At 63.0% G+C, this 16,031-nt stretch carries 18 protein-coding genes; 8 read left to right on the forward strand and 10 right to left on the reverse strand.

What is annotated here, in order from left to right:
* Nucleotides 1-49 precede the first annotated feature (49 nt).
* Complete coding sequence (locus QN224_RS00980; RefSeq protein WP_283975204.1) at nucleotides 50-2,017, reverse strand: adenylate/guanylate cyclase domain-containing protein; 1,968 nt, start codon at nucleotides 2,015-2,017, stop codon at nucleotides 50-52.
* Nucleotides 2,018-2,172: 155 nt separating this feature from the next.
* The gene (locus QN224_RS00985) at nucleotides 2,173-2,499 is read right to left on the reverse strand and encodes a hypothetical protein (protein WP_283975205.1); all 327 of its coding nucleotides are present in this window, start codon (nucleotides 2,497-2,499) and stop codon (nucleotides 2,173-2,175) included.
* A gap of 131 nt (nucleotides 2,500-2,630) precedes the next feature.
* Here QN224_RS00985 and QN224_RS00990 point away from each other — a divergent pair, with 131 nt between their 5' ends.
* Nucleotides 2,631-3,257 (forward strand): ribonuclease D, encoded by a 627-nt coding sequence (locus QN224_RS00990; protein WP_173511249.1) that lies wholly within the window; start codon nucleotides 2,631-2,633, stop codon nucleotides 3,255-3,257.
* 3 nt (nucleotides 3,258-3,260) lie between these two features.
* Here QN224_RS00990 and QN224_RS00995 read toward each other — a convergent pair whose 3' ends face one another.
* Together QN224_RS00995 and QN224_RS01000 are read right to left on the reverse strand one after the other, a co-directional pair.
* Nucleotides 3,261-3,605 carry a VTT domain-containing protein gene (locus QN224_RS00995; protein ID WP_283976075.1) on the reverse strand — a complete coding sequence of 115 codons (345 nt, stop codon included), beginning with the start codon at nucleotides 3,603-3,605 and terminating at the stop codon, nucleotides 3,261-3,263.
* Nucleotides 3,606-3,688: 83 nt separating this feature from the next.
* Nucleotides 3,689-3,970 carry a SelT/SelW/SelH family protein gene (locus QN224_RS01000; RefSeq protein WP_026622927.1) on the reverse strand — a complete coding sequence of 94 codons (282 nt, stop codon included), beginning with the start codon at nucleotides 3,968-3,970 and terminating at the stop codon, nucleotides 3,689-3,691.
* 185 nt (nucleotides 3,971-4,155) lie between these two features.
* Here QN224_RS01000 and QN224_RS01005 point away from each other — a divergent pair, with 185 nt between their 5' ends.
* On the forward strand, nucleotides 4,156-4,611 hold the full coding sequence (locus QN224_RS01005; protein ID WP_173511248.1) for a DoxX family protein: 456 nt from the start codon (nucleotides 4,156-4,158) through the stop codon (nucleotides 4,609-4,611).
* A 98-nt stretch (nucleotides 4,612-4,709) separates the two neighbouring features.
* On the opposite strand, the gene rnk is transcribed toward QN224_RS01005, so the two are convergent.
* Nucleotides 4,710-5,105, reverse strand: coding sequence for a nucleoside diphosphate kinase regulator (gene rnk, locus QN224_RS01010; protein ID WP_283975207.1), 396 nt, complete (start codon nucleotides 5,103-5,105; stop codon nucleotides 4,710-4,712).
* A 517-nt stretch (nucleotides 5,106-5,622) separates the two neighbouring features.
* Here rnk and QN224_RS01015 point away from each other — a divergent pair.
* The 3 genes from QN224_RS01015 to QN224_RS01025 are packed head-to-tail and all read left to right on the forward strand — an operon-like array spanning nucleotide 5,623 to nucleotide 7,227.
* On the forward strand, nucleotides 5,623-6,102 hold the full coding sequence (locus tag QN224_RS01015; protein ID WP_173511246.1) for a GFA family protein: 480 nt from the start codon (nucleotides 5,623-5,625) through the stop codon (nucleotides 6,100-6,102).
* Nucleotides 6,103-6,118: 16 nt separating this feature from the next.
* Nucleotides 6,119-6,676, forward strand: coding sequence for a sugar O-acetyltransferase (locus QN224_RS01020; protein WP_283976076.1), 558 nt, complete (start codon nucleotides 6,119-6,121; stop codon nucleotides 6,674-6,676).
* Nucleotides 6,677-6,708: 32 nt separating this feature from the next.
* A complete protein-coding gene (locus QN224_RS01025; protein ID WP_283975208.1) occupies nucleotides 6,709-7,227 on the forward strand; it encodes a GNAT family N-acetyltransferase in 519 nt (172 codons plus the stop codon).
* A gap of 45 nt (nucleotides 7,228-7,272) precedes the next feature.
* Here the strand turns inward: QN224_RS01025 and lepA are convergent, their stop codons facing one another.
* Nucleotides 7,273-9,108 carry a translation elongation factor 4 gene (gene lepA, locus QN224_RS01030; protein WP_173511244.1) on the reverse strand — a complete coding sequence of 612 codons (1,836 nt, stop codon included), beginning with the start codon at nucleotides 9,106-9,108 and terminating at the stop codon, nucleotides 7,273-7,275.
* 73 nt (nucleotides 9,109-9,181) lie between these two features.
* Nucleotides 9,182-10,441 (reverse strand): MFS transporter, encoded by a 1,260-nt coding sequence (locus QN224_RS01035; RefSeq protein ID WP_283975209.1) that lies wholly within the window; start codon nucleotides 10,439-10,441, stop codon nucleotides 9,182-9,184.
* Nucleotides 10,442-10,622: 181 nt separating this feature from the next.
* On the opposite strand from QN224_RS01035, the gene QN224_RS01040 reads away from it, so the two are divergent.
* Nucleotides 10,623-11,201, forward strand: coding sequence for an XRE family transcriptional regulator (locus tag QN224_RS01040; RefSeq protein ID WP_283975210.1), 579 nt, complete (start codon nucleotides 10,623-10,625; stop codon nucleotides 11,199-11,201).
* A 2-nt stretch (nucleotides 11,202-11,203) separates the two neighbouring features.
* Nucleotides 11,204-11,746, forward strand: a complete 543-nt coding sequence (locus QN224_RS01045; RefSeq protein WP_283975211.1) for a GNAT family N-acetyltransferase — start codon at nucleotides 11,204-11,206, stop codon at nucleotides 11,744-11,746.
* 158 nt (nucleotides 11,747-11,904) lie between these two features.
* Here QN224_RS01045 and QN224_RS01050 read toward each other — a convergent pair whose 3' ends face one another.
* Nucleotides 11,905-12,543 carry an exopolysaccharide biosynthesis protein gene (locus QN224_RS01050; RefSeq protein WP_283975212.1) on the reverse strand — a complete coding sequence of 213 codons (639 nt, stop codon included), beginning with the start codon at nucleotides 12,541-12,543 and terminating at the stop codon, nucleotides 11,905-11,907.
* A gap of 348 nt (nucleotides 12,544-12,891) precedes the next feature.
* On the opposite strand from QN224_RS01050, the gene QN224_RS01055 reads away from it, so the two are divergent.
* On the forward strand, nucleotides 12,892-13,554 hold the full coding sequence (locus tag QN224_RS01055) for an OmpA family protein (RefSeq protein ID WP_173511239.1): 663 nt from the start codon (nucleotides 12,892-12,894) through the stop codon (nucleotides 13,552-13,554).
* Between the two features lie 87 nt (nucleotides 13,555-13,641).
* Here QN224_RS01055 and QN224_RS01060 read toward each other — a convergent pair whose 3' ends face one another.
* Nucleotides 13,642-14,454, reverse strand: a complete 813-nt coding sequence (locus tag QN224_RS01060; protein ID WP_283975213.1) for a class I SAM-dependent methyltransferase — start codon at nucleotides 14,452-14,454, stop codon at nucleotides 13,642-13,644.
* A 113-nt stretch (nucleotides 14,455-14,567) separates the two neighbouring features.
* The gene (locus QN224_RS01065) at nucleotides 14,568-16,016 is read right to left on the reverse strand and encodes an MFS transporter (protein ID WP_283975214.1); all 1,449 of its coding nucleotides are present in this window, start codon (nucleotides 16,014-16,016) and stop codon (nucleotides 14,568-14,570) included.
* Nucleotides 16,017-16,031 lie beyond the last annotated feature (15 nt).

Consider the following 16,031-nt stretch of genomic DNA (forward strand, 5'->3'; position numbering starts at 1 on the left):
ATCAAAGTGCTAGAGCGTCCTTTGTGCGTTCATCTGAACGCACGGCACTCTAGGCTGCAGTTCCGGTTTGCGCTTCCACCCTTTTTACTTCGACGACGGGGCTCGCGCTCAGGACCTCGTAGACGTCGAGGGCCGTGGCCCGTCCCTTGGCCTGCGCTGCGCCGAGCGGGCGGAATGCGATGACGTCCTTGCATTGGGCAACGACCGCGCCGCTCGCCATGATCGTCGTGGCGAAATCCTTGTTCATGCCTTCAAGCCGAGAGGCGACATTTACCGTGTCGCCCATCGCCGTATATTGCAGCCGCTCCTTCGCGCCGACGCTGCCGACAACCGCCATCCCGGTATGAATTCCGAAGCGCGTGCGGAATTCCGGTAGGCCCCTTGCTTTTTGTTTTTCGTTGAATGCCCGCAGCCTTTCCTCAACGGCGAGGGCGCAGCGACAGGCATGTTCGGCATGTCGTTCGTCGGCGACCGGTGCGTTCCACATGGCAAAGACCGAGTCGCCGAGGAACTGGATGATCGTGCCGCTGTGAGCGTCGACCATCTCGCTGAAAATATCGAAATATTCCGAAAGCATTGCCACCACGTCCTCTGGCGCATGGCGCTCGCTGATGGTGGTGAAATCGTAGATGTCGGTGAAAAGCGCCGTCACCTCCTGGCGCCAGGCGGCGCGGCCGGTGAATTGCCCGGATTCGACGCCCCGGCGCACCAGTTCCTTGGGCACATAGAGCGCGAAGGTGGAGATCGCGTCGCGGGCCTTGTTCATCGCGCCGTTCAGCGTCGAGATTTCCGTGACGCGCGAGGGCACGTCGATCGGTGTCGTGAAGTCCAGATCCTGCAGGCGGTTGGCACTGGCGGTCAGCTGATGGAGGGACTTCGTAATCAGGTGCGCGAGAACGAGAGCGCTGAGGACGGCGAGGACCACGACGGCACCCGAGACCGCGAGGCCCTGGAGCAGGACGGAGTTGGCGGTCGCCATCAGTTCGTCAAGCGGGGCGGCGACGACGACCCGATGCCCGGAAAGCAGCAAGGCCGACGCCAGCGGCGTCACCATGACAAGATAAGTGCGATCGCCGACGTCGACGAAGCTCGCCTTGCCCGGGGGAGGGGGATTGAGCCGGATGCTTTGGACGAGGGGATCGTGTTGCGGCGCAGCGACCGGGTCATATTTCTGTTTAGCCGCCATGATACGCCGCATCATGGCGGGATCAGAGTGGATGATCGGCCGTCCGACCGCGTCGAGGATGAATGAAACGGAACCGTCGGTGAGCCGCTCGCGCGAGAGGAAGTCGGTGATCGTGTCAAGAACGACGTCCGCGCCGATGACGATTTTTCCGTTTCCGTGATGGGCTTGCGATATCGTCATTCCCAGCTTGCCGGTCGTGGCCATTTCGTAAGGTCCGATCGACACGGGAGCTTTCCCGCCGACAGCGGCCTGATACCAGGGGCGGGTTTGCGGGTCGAAGCCGGTCGGTGTCGCTCGGCGCTCGGCGAAGTGTATGCCGGCTGCATCGAGGAACAGGAGGCGGTTGACCGGCTTTCCTTCGGCGTCTTTTTCCATCGAGCGCACGGCAAGCATCGCGCCGCGTGGCGCATCGAGCGCCATGCGCCACGCGGGCATCGTCAGATCGACGACTTGGAAGAACCTGCCATCGGGATAGCCAACATAGATCCCGTCGATATGCGGAGACCGCATGATGCCTTCGCGCAGAATCGCGATCTTGTCGTTCTGCCGTTCCGGCGGCGGCACAAGGAAGGAATTGGCCACCGATGCGACAAGGCCGACCAATGCCGATGTGTCACCCGAAAGGACCCCGAGCCGGTCGACGAGACGACTGACGAAGGCGCGCATGCTGGCTTCGGCATCCTCGATCGCGGCATTGCGCGACCGGCGGTAATCAAGGCCGACCAGCGTGGCGGATACCACGATGAGCATCGCAACCATCACGAGGGCAAACAGGGATCGGAGAGAGTGCGTCCAGATCGCGGGGTGCCTGTTCTCGTCGGAGCCGCGCATGCGTTTTCCCGTCTGTAAGTTCGCCGCCAATCTTTGCAGCATTGCACGGCGTTTGCATAGAACTTGTTAATTGGCGCGGCAGCCGTAGGTTAGAGACGCGGGTTGGATCCGAAACGTAAGCAATTGCTTACGTGGAGCTCGCGTGGGACAGCCGGTTAATAGCCCAAACCCCGCTTCTGCCGCTCCAGTGAGGGCGGCAATCGACTTCCCCGAAAAGCCGGGCCGTCGCCCTCGCGGCACTTGTAGACCGTGTCGTAGCCCGGCCCGCGCGAGGACTCGAATGGCGCCCAGCGATCGACGAAGACCTGCTCGCAAGCCACCCTCGGCGGATCCCGCAGCGGATCCTCGGCCCGCACGCCCGGAAGGTCATAGTAGGCTTGAGCCAACTGCGGCGCGCGTTGCGTCGCGACCGCAGCGCCCGTCGAAACGCTCAGGAGGAAGGCGGTGGAGGCAGGCACCAGGACGGATCGAAGCGAAATCATGCTCTCGGGGCTTTCTCGGGAAGGGGATCGGCAGGGCCGCACGGGAGAATGTACGGTATTGCCTCTGGCAAACTTGCGCTATAGGCCAACTGTGTTCCAATTCACTTGCTAAATTCATCTGGGGATTTTCGATGGCGAATACAATAAGGTTCCACGAAGGCGATATTTCCGCGGCCGATGCCGCCCGCTACACGGGCGCTATCGCGATCGACACGGAAACGCTGGGCCTTGTCCCACGCCGCGACCGCCTTTGCGTGGTGCAGCTTTCACCAGGCGACGGCACCGCTGACGTGATCCGGATCGCCGCCGGACAGAAGCAGGCGCCGAACCTTGTTGCCATGCTCGCTGACCCGACGCGCCTGAAGATCTTCCACTTCGGACGCTTCGATATCGCCGTGCTTTTCCACACCTTCGGCGTCACGACGACCCCGGTCTTCTGCACCAAGATCGCCTCACGGCTGACGCGCACTTATACCGATCGGCACGGGCTCAAGGACAACCTGAAAGAAATGCTCGACGTCGATATTTCCAAGCAACAGCAGTCGTCGGACTGGGCAGCCGACATCCTCTCGCCGGCACAGCTCGAATACGCCGCTTCCGACGTGCTTCACCTCCATGCGCTGCGCGACAAGCTGATGGCGCGTCTCTTGCGCGATGGCCGCATGGAGCATGCCGAAGCCTGTTTCACCTTCCTGCCGACACGCGCCAAGCTCGACCTGCTCGGCTGGGAAGAAACGGACATCTTCGCCCATAGCTGACGTTTACGGCATCAGCCACAGGACGATGGCATAGCGCGCCGCCTTGCCGATCGTCACGAAGATCAGAAACAGCGTGAGCGGCGTCCTTAGCAGGCCGGCGGCAAGCGTCAACGGATCGCCGACGACTGGCAGCCAGGAAAAAAGCAAGACGGGCTGGCCGTAGCGCCGGAAGAGCGCCTCGGCTCTTTTCCGCGCCGTCGCCGAAACCGGAAACCAGCGGCGGTTCTCAAAACGAATGAGAAAGCGGCCAAGGCCGAAGTTGACGGTGGCGCCAAGCACGTTGCCCGCGGTCGGCGCCAGGAAGAGGGCGGTGCGGCTTGTCTCGCCCGCAAGCGCCGCTGCGACGATCGCCGCTTCCGAAAGACCGAAGAGCAGCGTCGCCGAGAGGAAGGCCGCCGCAAAGACGCCGGAGATGATGCCGAAGTCCAGGCTCAGCTCCTGTCGACGTGGCCGAGATCGCGCTCCGGCTCGATCACGTCGCGGATTCGCTGCTTCAGTTCCTTCGGCCCGGGGAAACCGCCATCGCGCTTGCGCTCCCAGACGAGCTCGCCATCGACACGGATCTCGAAATTGCCGCCGGTACCGGGGATAAGCGCGACTTCGCCCAGCGTATCAGCAAAGGTCGACAGCAGCTCCTGCGCCATCCAGCCGGCGCGCAGCAGCCAGTTGCACTGGGTGCAATAGAGGATCGTGACGCGGGGCTTTTCGCTCATCTCAGGTTTCCTGTTCGCGCATGCGCTCCAACCATATCGGTGCTCCGGGGTGGTAACAACCGGCCTTTCACGCTCTCTTCACATACATGTCAACTTTTACAGTCATGTTTTTATCGGGGGAACCTTGTATTGCGAGCGCCAGCCGGCAAGAGAATTGCTGCAGTGCAACGAGTCCAGAGGAAATCATGACCGACACCACCGCTACGACAGCCCGCCCGCGCGCGATCCTGCCGGCACTCGAAAAGATCTACCTGCCGCTCGACACCTTCGCCGAAACGCTGCTGCGCGTGCTTGCAGGCGCTCTGCTCGTCACCCACGGTTACGGCAAGATCCTCGATCCCTTCGGTGCCGTTGGTATGGTGGAAGGGCTGGGCTTTTATCCCGGCGCCTTCTGGTCGCCGCTGCTCGCCGCCACCGAATTCTTCGGCGGCATTTTCATCGCCATCGGCCTGCTGACCCGCCCCGCTGCCTTCGCGGCGACAATCGTGCTGCTGGTCACCGTCTATTTCCACGGCATCGTGCAGGGCCAGGGGCTCGGCGGTGCCGAGAAATCGATCCTCTGGGCCGCGATCACATTCTTCTTTGCTGTCCGTGGCGCCAACAGCCAATCGGTCGATGCCAGGTTCGGCAAGCAGTTCTGATCTCTTAGACCGTGACGCGGCCGCTTGCCGGCCGCGTCCCTCCGCCCCCACAGCACCGCGCGTATATTAAGGTGCGCATTAACCCGCATGACGAAGGTTCACGGCGCCACGCCGCGGATCGTCATGCGGTGCACCTTTCCCGCCCGATCGAGCCAATCGATCGACTGCCCGACGGAAAGACCCATCAGCGCCGCGCCGATCGGCGTCAACACGGAAATCCGGCCCGCTTCGATATCGGCCTCGCCGGGATAGACCAACGTCACCTCCTTGGCAAAGCCGTTGTCGGCATCGAAGGTGACGGTCGAGCCCATCTGCACGCTGTCTTTCGGCAGATCACGCGTGGCGATGCGCGCCCGTTCGAGCTCCGAAAGCAGGGTTTCGGCGACATCGGGGATGCGGTCGAAAGCCGATGAGGCGAGTGCGGTAAGGCGCGCGTGGTCCTCGGCGTTGATCACGATCGGTGGAAGTTTCTTGCGGGTTGCTTTGTCCGCCATGACGATATCCGTGCTTGGGCGCATGGTCGCCTACCGCATGTTTCCTTAAATCGGAGCCGATTTAGGGATAAAGACCTGCAGCAATTGAAGGTGCTACAGCGTCCTTTGCGTGTCTGATAAGACGCGCGCCGCTGTAGAGGCGCCATGATCGCGATTGTTCCTGTGAGATGTTTGCGCTCGCGCATCGAGGCCTGCGGAATGGCCGCAGAACGTTTGATGCGAAAGGCTCCCCTTCCCCGGAGAGCGCACGCATCCGGGCCGGGGTCAGGTTCCTGCGATAGGGCAGACCCGGAAGGAACAGCGGAAATGGATCGCAAGCGTCAGCATGGGCGGAGAGTCGGAAAGTTCGACGGCTAAGTCAAGGCCGGATGATCGCCTCTTGAACGGTGGTGTCGGCCGTGTTCATTGTTGCTCGCTGACAGGAGGCGGCGGCCGGTCTGGAGTTCGACGAAGTGATCGACCGATCCTCGGCCGCCGCTGGGCAGCAAGGCGGCTTCGTGATGGAGGAGATTTGGCTATGAGCGAAGCGATCGAAGGCGGCTGTTTTTGCGGACGCATCCGCTATCGGCTGAGGGATCGGCCGATGTTCGTCCATTGCTGTCACTGCAGCGATTGCCAGCGGCAAACGGGCAGCGCCTTCGTGCTGAACGGCATTCTGGAGGCGGAAAACGTCGAACTCCTCCGAGGCGAGCCGGTCATGGTCACGCTGCCGACCTCGAGCGGCCGCCCGCACGACGTCTATCGCTGCGCCGATTGCCAGTCGGCGCTCTGGAGCGATTATGGCCGGCGCAAATGGCTCTCCTTCGTCCGCATCGCAACACTCGACCGGCCATCCGACTTTCCGCCGGACGTGCACATCTATACGCGGTCGAAACTCGACTGGGTGCCCTTTCCGGACGGCGCCCAAGTTTTCGACGAATACTACGACATGCAGGCGCTGTGGCCGAAGGAAAGCCTGGCGCGGCGGGACCGGGCGCATGCCAAGGCGAAGGGATAGGACATCGATGACAGAGATGGCTGCGAGGCAAAGCGAGCGCGAAAAGATGGCCGCGGGCGCATGGTACTGCTGTGTCGACCCGGAACTCGATCAGTTGCGCAATCACGCCCGCAAGGCAGTTCACCAGCACAATTCCCTGCTGCCGGACGCGCGCGGCAGCATGGCCCCGGCCCTGAGAGCGCTCTTTGCCGGCGCGGCTGAGGACGCTTTCGTCGAGGCGCCGTTCCATTGCGCCTATGGCATGAATATAACGCTCGGCGCCCGCGTGTACCTGAACGCCGGCTGCACCATCCTCGACACCGCTCCCGTCGTCATCGGCAGCGACACGATGCTGGGACCGGGCGTACAGATCTATTGCGCCGAACACCACAAGGATCCGGCGCTGCGCCGTAAGGGGCTGGAAATCGCCCGCCCGGTTACGATCGGCGAAAACGTCTGGATCGGCGGCGGCGCCATCATCCTTGCCGGCGTGACGATCGGTGACGGCGCGATCGTCGGAGCAGGCGCGGTGGTAACGCGCCATGTGCCAGCGGGTGCGACGGTGGTCGGGAATCCGGCGCGGGTTCTGCGGTGAGATCCGAAGAAAAGAACAGGAGGGCTTTGTCGATGGCCGACAACGTGGTGATACAGGTTCGTCCGGCGCGCGCCGCGGACGTGCCGGCGCTTTGCGCGTTTCTGAACGAGATCATACGGATCGGCGGCACCACCGCCCACGAAGTGCCGTTTACCGACGAAAGCTTTGCCGCGCATTTCCTGACAAGTCCGGGCTTCGTCAGTTGCTATGTTGCCGAGGATGCCGATGGGCGGCCCTGTGCCTTTCAGGGATTGGAACGCTGGGATGGCCTCCCGGATGGTTGGGTGGATATCGGAACCTTCGCCCGTCCTCACGCGAAGGTTCGCGGCGCCGGAACAGCGCTTTTTACTGCCACGAAGGCGCATGCGCACGCCGCGGGCTTTCTGGCAATCAACGCGACAATCCGTGCGGACAACACCAGCGGGTTGGCCTACTACGGCAAGATGGGATTCGTCGATTACAAGGTCGACAAGGCAGTCCCGCTCAGGGATGGTCGGCCCATGGACAGGATATCGAAGCGCTATTTGCTCGGGGAGCGTGAGCGTCTCTGAGAGGCGAGCGCTGTTGCCGGCGCCATTACGCCTCGCATCAAACGCTCACTCGTCACCCATCTTCAAGGCCGCGATAAACGCTTCCTGCGGGATTTCCACCTTGCCGAACTGGCGCATGCGCTTCTTTCCGGCCTTCTGCTTTTCCAGAAGCTTGCGTTTGCGGGTAGCGTCGCCGCCGTAACACTTGGCGGTCACGTCCTTGCGCAGTGCCGAGATGGTTTCGCGCGCGATCACATTGCCGCCGATGGCGGCCTGGATCGGGATCTTGAACATATGCTTCGGGATCAGCTCTTTCAGCTTCTCGCACATTTCGCGGCCGCGCTTTTCCGCCGCCATGCGGTGCACCATCATCGACAGCGCGTCTACCGGCTCGCCGTTGACGAGGATAGACATCTTCACAAGGTTGCCTTCCCGGTGATCGGTGATCTGGTAGTCGAAGGAGGCGTAGCCCTTGGAAATCGACTTCAGCCGGTCATAGAAATCGAAAACAACTTCGTTGAGCGGCAGGTCGTAGGTCAACATTGCCCGGCTGCCGACATAGGTGAGCTCGACCTGGATGCCGCGCCGATCCTGACAGAGCTTCAGGATGCCGCCGAGATAATCATCGGGCGTCAGGATCGTCGCGCGAATCCACGGTTCGTGGATTTCGGCGATCTTGACGACATCCGGCATGTCGGCGGGGTTGTGAAGCTCACGCTCTGAGCCATCGTTCATGAACAGCTTGTAGACGACCGATGGCGCGGTCGCGATCAGATCGAGATCGAATTCGCGCTCCAGCCGCTCCTGGATGATTTCAAGGTGCAGAAGGCCGAGGAAGCCGCAGCGGAAGCCGAAGCCGAGCGCGGCGGAGGATTCCATTTCGAACGAGAAAGACGCATCGTTAAGGCGCAGCTTGCCCATCGCGGAGCGCAGGTCCTCGAAATCGGCGGCGTCGACGGGAAACAGACCGCAGAAGACGACGGGCTGGGCCGGCTTGAAGCCCGGCAGTGCCTTGGCCGTCGGCCGCTTGTCCTCGGTGATCGTATCGCCGACGCGGGTATCGGCCACTTCCTTGATCGAGGCGGTGATGAAGCCGATCTCGCCGGGACCGAGCGAATCCATCGCAACCATCTTCGGCGTCAGCACGCCGACGCGCTCCACCTGGTATTTCGCATCCGTTCCCATCATGCGGATGGTCATGCCCTTTTTCAGGGTTCCGTCGATGACGCGCACCAGAACCATGACCCCGAGGTAGGCGTCATACCAACTGTCGACGAGCAGCGCCTTCAACGGAGCGGTGTCGCCGCCTTCGCTCTTCGGCGCCGGCAGCTTGTGCACGATCGCCTCGAGTACGTCCGGAATGCCGAGCCCGGTCTTTGCCGAGATCAATACGGCATCGGACGCATCGATGCCGATCACTTCCTCGATCTGCTCCTTGATCCGCTCGGGCTCGGCCGCCGGCAGGTCGATCTTGTTGAGCACGGTGACGAGCTCATGGTTGTTGTCGATCGCCTGATAGACATTGGCGAGCGTCTGGGCTTCCACGCCCTGGCTGGCATCGACGACGAGCAACGAGCCCTCGCACGCCGAAAGCGAGCGCGAGACTTCATAGGCGAAGTCGACGTGGCCGGGCGTATCGATGAGGTTCAGCACATAGGTCTCGCCGTCATTGGCCTTGTAGTGCAGGCGCACGGTCTGGGCCTTGATGGTGATGCCGCGCTCTCGCTCGATGTCCATGCTGTCCAGCACCTGCTCGGACATTTCGCGCTCGGCAAGGCCACCGGTCGACTGGATCAGCCGGTCGGCGAGCGTCGACTTGCCATGGTCGATATGGGCCACGATCGAGAAGTTGCGGATGTGCGACAGGGGCGTCTTGGAAGATGTTGTGCTCATGGGCCGCATATAGCAGCGCGATCAGGCGGCGCAAAGCGGGAAATGAAGACTTCGTTCACTATAGTCCGGCGGCCGCGCACGCCTATTCGGACCGCGTTTCCGCCTCGATCAGCGCGCCGGCGTTCGGCACCTGCGCGCTCTTGAGTTCGAAGCCTTCGCAGAGCTGCGGCGGAACTCTCTTGCGGCTGCCGAGGCGCAGGAACACGAAAACCGCGTAGAGGACCGCCACGGTCATTGCAGCGTAGATGAATGTGTGCTGCCCCAGGGCGGGCGTCAGCATGGTAACGAGCATCGGCACGATCGTTGCGGCCGTCGACCAGGCGACGAGCATGGTGCTGGCGAGCGGCACGAAATCGGCCGGATCGGCGCGGTCGTTGGCGTGCGCATTGGCGATCGAGTAGATCGTCTCGACGGCGCCGGCGAAGAGCGCGAAGACCAGCATCAGCAGGATGAGATTGGCGAAGGAAACGCTGAGTGCCGCGAAACCAGCGGCGACGATCAGCGCGCAGGTGGCGATCAGAACGATACGGCGGTCGATCCGGTCGGAGAGCGCGCCCATCGGATACTGGATGAAGATCAGCCCGAACTGCATGACGAACATCAGCGCCGCCACATCCTTCTGGCTGACATCGTTGGCGGCGGCGTAGATCGGCGTGAAGCCCTGCACCACCATGGAAAGACCCCCGGCGGCAAGCACGCCGACGAAGGCGACGGGAGAATTCCGCCACGCCATCGGAATGTCGATGCTGACATTGGCGGGCGCTGGCGGCGTCGGCAGACGGGTGAGGCCGACCGGCAGGATCGCGATGGTGGTGAAGAAGATCGTGATGATCGGTGCAAGGTTGCCGTCCGCCGGGATCTGGCCGAAGAGCCAGGCGCCGGCACCGAGACCGATCACATAGGCCATGTAGAACATCGCCATCGCCCTGCCGCGCCAATGGTTTTCGCTGGCGTGGTTCAGCCAGCTCTGGCTGATGATGAAATTCGTATTGCCGGCGGCGCCGTAGAGGCAGCGCGCGAACACCCAGAGAATCGGATGGACGCCAAGGCTGATCATCAGTGCCGCGAGAATGACGAGAGCCATGGAGCAGGAGAAGGCGCGGGCATGGCCGACGCGGCGGATGAGCGGCCCGGCGATCACGCAGCCGACGAGCCCGCCGAAGGCGATGGCGGTGACCGCGGCGCCTGGGACCCAGTCCGGCGCCTCGGACCGCGTCAGCACGAAGGGGACATAGGCGAGCATCATCCCATTGCCGATTGCGACTGCCGTCATCGAGACGACGATGCTGGCGATCGACGTGAGCGACGAAGGGGATTTGTGCCTGGCTTGCGCGACGTCCATGCTGCCCCTCTGAAAAAGAGATTTCTAAGCTATTGAAGAAGAACGCTTTTGCGAATTGAATGTTCGTCCGCACCATAGCGCCGGATGTGTCGCCGCGTTGTCGTCAAAGCGGCATGGGCGAAATTTATTTGATGGTCCCCCGCGGCTTGACTCCACTATATGGGAAATGCAATCTCAGATAATGGAAAATGTAAACGATCCTCTCGAACATGCCATTGGCGAGCGGGTGCGGCAGCTGCGAACCGAGCAGGCGCTCACGCTGGATGATCTTGCGACGCGCTCCGGCGTCAGCCGCGCGATGATCTCGCGCATCGAGCGCGGCGAGGCGAGCCCGACGGCACAGCTCCTGGCGAAGCTTTGCAGCGCGCTCGGGACGACGCTCTCGGCGCTCTTCGCCTTCGATGTCAAAGATAGTTCGCCGATCGCCAGAAGGGCAGAGCAGCGACTCTGGCGCGATCCCGAAAGCGGTTACCTGCGCCGGTCCGTTTCGCCGGAAGGCGTCGGCTCGCCGGTCGATATCGTCGAGGTCGAATTTCCGCCCAGCGCCCGCGTCGTCTTCGAGCGCCAGCCGGCGGACCGTGGCATCAGCCAGCACCTCTGGCTCTTCTCCGGACGGCTCGAACTGACGATGGAGGACGGCTCCCATCTGCTCGAGGCGGGAGACTGCCTCTTCATGGGACTGGAGGAGGCCCATGTCTTTCACAACCCCTATGAGGAGCCGGCCCGCTACGCCGTCATTCTCTGCCGCACCAAGGTCTAGCCATGCCCGAGATAAATATCCGCGTGCTCGCCGAAGAAGAAACCCGCGCCGCTCTGCCGGCGCTCGCCGAGATCCTTTCCGACTGCGTCGAAGGCGGCGCATCGGTCGGGTTCATGCAGCCGTTTCCGCCAAAGGATGCCTCGCCCTTTTGGGAAGGCGTCGCCGCCGCGGTTGCCCGGGACGACGTCGTGCTCATCGTCGCCGAGGTCGACGGCCGCACGGTCGGCACGGTACAGCTCGGGATCGGCACGATGCCCAACCAGCCGCACCGCGCCGATGTCAAGAAGCTGCTCATACATCGGGACGCCCGCGGTCTCGGTCTTGCGCGTCGCCTGATGGAGAGAGCGGAGATCGAAGCGATGAGGCGCGGCCGGCGGGTGCTGGTGCTCGATACGGCCACAGGCGAGCCGGCGGAGGCGATCTATGAGCGCTTCGGCTGGCTGCGCGCCGGCGTCGTTCCCGACTATGCGCTGATGCCGGACGGCCGCTATTGCGGCACGACTTTCTTCTACAAGCATCTCGCGCCTTACAGCATGATTCCTTAAATCGGAATCGATTTAAGGAATCATGCAGCAATTCAAAGTGCTACAGCGACCTTTGCGCGTCCGATTGGACGCGCGGCGCCGTAGATCATTTCATTGCTTTGATCGCCCGGCTTTGCATCCGGACCGATTTCGACGGCTGCTTCCTGCCGGCCCGCCGCTCACGAAACGAAGAAGCTGGAAAGTCCCTGGCCGGCCGCAAGGGCTGCATAGGCAAGCACGACGAAATAAATCGTGGTTGCGACCAGGAAAAGATAGCCGCCGGCCACCATCAGGCCGTCGCGCTGGATGATGCCGAGCGACAAGAGCAGGATCGCGATGCCGGGCAGCGTGTTCGACAGCGGGATCAGGCCGAGCGGAAACATCAAGAGCACGCCGCCGGCCATGATCATAAGGCCGTTGAAGCGGTTCATGACGGCGCCCTGCGTCAGGAAACGCAGTCTCGGCCGCACGAAGCGGTCGAGCTTTGAAACGAGCGCCGCCCCCTTCTTCAGGGTCGGCACGAGCTTTTCGGTTTCGATCTGACGATCGAGAATGCGTTGCGGCAGCCAGGGCAGGCGGTTGAGGGTGATCGCCAGCGAGATAAGGATGATCGCGGCCCCAAAGACGGTGCTGACGCCGGGAATCGAAACGGGAATCAGGAACGGCAGCGTCAGCAAGGCGCAAAGCAGCAGAAAACCATGCTCGCCGATCTCGATCATCAGCTCGCGGAGCGTGATCGTATTGCCTTTGATCGAGGCGATCATGTCGTTCAGCGTGTCGCTGAGATTGCGTTCCGTGTCGCCGAACTCGACCGCCATGCTTGTCATCCCCGCTTCTGTCGCCCTTGCAGCACCGTGCGCCGTTTCAGAGGCACAATAGAACGCTATAAGGCTTTGAACTGCTGCATGGGCTTGTCCTAAATCGGTCCGATCCAACAAACCATGCAGCGGGCCCGTATAGCACGGGCATGTGAAGGATCGGTTATCCGGTGCTCTGGACAGCAATATGGCGGCGTTCGGCCATTTTGTCGGGCTGCCGCGACCGTTGCCGGCGTGCAACATAAAGGTGCATTCCGCCGGTTGCAGCGCGAACGGAATGCCTCTTCATCTTCCTGCCTTAATCGATAGTATGAAGCACCTTCAGCACCAATGGGGACAATCGATTCGATGATCAAGAAATGCGCCATCCTGGCCATTGCGGCCGTGTACCTTTCCGGATGCACCACCACCGATCCCTATACGGGAGAGCAGAAGATGTCGAATACGGCGGGCGGTGCGCTGATCGGCGCGGGCCTTGGCGCCGCAACAGGCCTTCTGGTCGGCGGCAGCGCCGCAGGACGGCGCGATGCCGCGCTTGTCGGCGCCGGTATCGGCGCACTCGGCGGCGGCCTGGTCGGCAATTACATGGACCAGCAGGAATCGGAACTGCGCGCCCAGCTGCAGGGCACCGGCGTTTCGGTGACGCGGGCGGGCGACCGCATCATTCTCAATATGCCGTCGAACATCACCTTTGCGACCGACCGCGACCAGGTGATCCCGCCCTTCTACCCGACGCTCGACTCGGTCGCGATCGTGTTGCGCAAGTTCAACCGGACGCTGATCGACGTCGACGGCCACACCGATTCGACCGGCAGCGCCGCCCACAACCAGGGTCTCTCCGAGCGCCGCGCGGCGTCCGTTGCCAACTACCTCGGCAGCCGCGGCATCGACCAACGGCGCATCTCGACCATGGGCTACGGCATGGAACGGCCGATCGCTTCGAACGCCACCGAGGCCGGCCGCGCGCAGAACCGTCGCGTCGAAATCTCGATCGCGCCGATCAAGAGCTGATCCGCGAAATCGCAGACATGAGAAGGGGCCGCCGGCATGCCGCGCGGCCCTTTTCTTGATCGGGGCATCGCAGGCAGTGCGGACGTGTCAAAATCGATAGCGAACCAGGCGCCCCATCGGCGGTAGCATCGGGGTCATCTTCAGCATCTGAAGCGCGATCTGCACAGGCGGCGACATGCGCGCAATCGCGGTATTGCTCCAGCTCGCATGGTCCTCCGCCAGCGTCAGGCCCGGTACCTGCCGCTCGAGTTCCGCCGGATCGTCGAGCGCCCAATGAAGATCGGCGCCGGTCGCACGAATCGCGGGGTTGAGGCTCAGCAACCAGGTCATGAGCCGGCTATAGGCATCGAAGGCGATCTCGCCGGATGGGAAATGGCCGACGAGCCTGCGCAGAAGCAGCGGCACCTCGTTCTGCCCGAGATAGGGCAAAACGCCCTCGGCGACGATCAGCGCCGGCCTGTCGGATGGACATTGGCAGAGCCACGTCTCGCTGGTGATCGAGGCCGAGATCATCGCATAGTTCTCGCGGCAGGGGTAAAGGCGCCGCCTCAGCGCGACAACGTCGGGAAAATCGACGTCGAACCAGTGCACCGGCGGTTTCGGACCGACACGAAAGACGCGGCTGTCGAGGCCGCAGCCGAGGTGCAGGACGGTCGCATCCGGATGCCGGTCGAGGAAGGCTGTGGTCCAGCGATCGAGCAAATAGGCGCGCAGCGCGATCGCGATCGTCATGTCGTGGCCGACCTTCAGGTGCGTAAGGTCCTCGCCAATGCGCGCGAGCGCGGCGGCGGCGAAATGGTCGTGGAGGACGGAGTCCGGCATGGCGCTCTCCTCCGCCTTCGCCCGGAGCGTGATCAGCGGGGTTGCCTTGACGCCAGTGAAGCAAATCTCCGGTGCCATGGCTCTCTCCAACGACATCGACGGGCGATGAATTCGATCATCTCCGCAGAAGCCCTCGCAAACCGGAGCTGCGCGCGGCGAGCGCGCATCCCCGCAATGTTCGAGTTCCGACTCTAATCCATTTCTTGGTTCAGCATATGTCGATTTGCGGTTTCACGACCGGCCCTTACGGCAGCGATAATGCCCAAGGCGGGTGCGAGTGCGAAGAGCCCGAAGAGCCAGATCGCGGCCGAGGTGGCGCCTTGCACCGTGCCCTCGTCGATACCGGCAAGGTTGGCCGCCATGCCGGCGAGTGCTGCGCCGAGAGATGCGGTGAAGAGCTGAACCGTCGTGATCGCTGCGGATGCCTTCTCCTCTTCACCGGCAGGCGCCGCGCCGTAGACGGCCGTGACGATGTGCGGCCACGCAAGCCCGATGCCGAAGCCGACGGCTGCGATGCCGAGGCAAAGCGGCAAGGCGATCGCGGCGAAGCCGGCAGAGATGACCGGCATGAAGGCGGCGATCGTCAGGAGGCCGGCGAGGCCGAAGACAGGGCCGACGGCGATCGTCTTGCGTGCGCGGCCGCCTTGCCAATGGGCGCTCGTCATCGATCCAGCCGTCCAGCCGAGCGCCATCAGCGCAGCGATATAACCGGCAACCAGGGGAGACCGCCCGTGCAGTTCCTGCAGCAGATAGGGAACGTAGATCTCCGGCTGCATGCCGATCATCGCGAATGCAATGGTCCCATAGAGCGCGGCGAGCGGCGTGCGAGGGTCGAGGGCGCCTTTCGGCAGCAGCCTCGCAGCCGCGCGACGTTCGCTGGCGACAAGCATAGCAAAGAGCACGAGCGCAGCACCGACACCGGCGATCTGTTCGCCGATCGCCGTGCGGGTTCCGCTCACCGACAGCACCAGAACGATGCCGATGAGAAGGGTGAGTTGCGTCAGCGGTAGTGGACCGCGCGTGCCCGATGTCCTCCGCGGCAGGGTCGAGAGGGCGAGGACCGCGAGCAGTGCCGTCAAGGGCATGAGCGACCAGAAGGCTGTCCGCCACGCGCCATATTCGGCGAACACACCGCCAACGGCGGGACCGATGAGCGTCGCCGTGCCCCAGGTGGCGGATATGAGCCCGATCGCACGCGCCCAGAGCGTCGCCGGAAAGACCATGCGGATGACGCCGTAGGCAAGCGCGTAGAGAAGTCCGCCGCCGAAGCCCTGGATGGCGCGGCCGGCAAGCAGCAATACCATGTTGGGTGCAACGGCGCATGTGAGCGAGCCAATCCCGAAGACCAGCGCGCCGACCGCATAAGCGCCGCCGGCACCGGCCCGATCGAGCAGCCGCGCCGAGAGCGCCGCACCGAGAATGGACGCGGCGACGAAGAGCGTCGTGCTCCAGGCATAGTAGTCGAGCCCGCCGATGTCTCGTACGACCGATGGCATGACGGTCGTGACGATATAGATGTTGAGCGCATGCAGGGCGACGCCGCCGCTGAGCACAAGCGAATGGATGGCGTTCCCGCCGGAGAAAAGCGTAATCCACCCCGCGTCGGACGCGGCCGGAGCGTCTTTTGTCTTGTCGAGCATGTCTGAGCCTCGTTG

Origin of the sequence: Sinorhizobium sp. 7-81, assembly GCF_030124405.1 — a bacterium.
GTDB lineage: Bacteria > Pseudomonadota > Alphaproteobacteria > Rhizobiales > Rhizobiaceae > Sinorhizobium > Sinorhizobium psoraleae.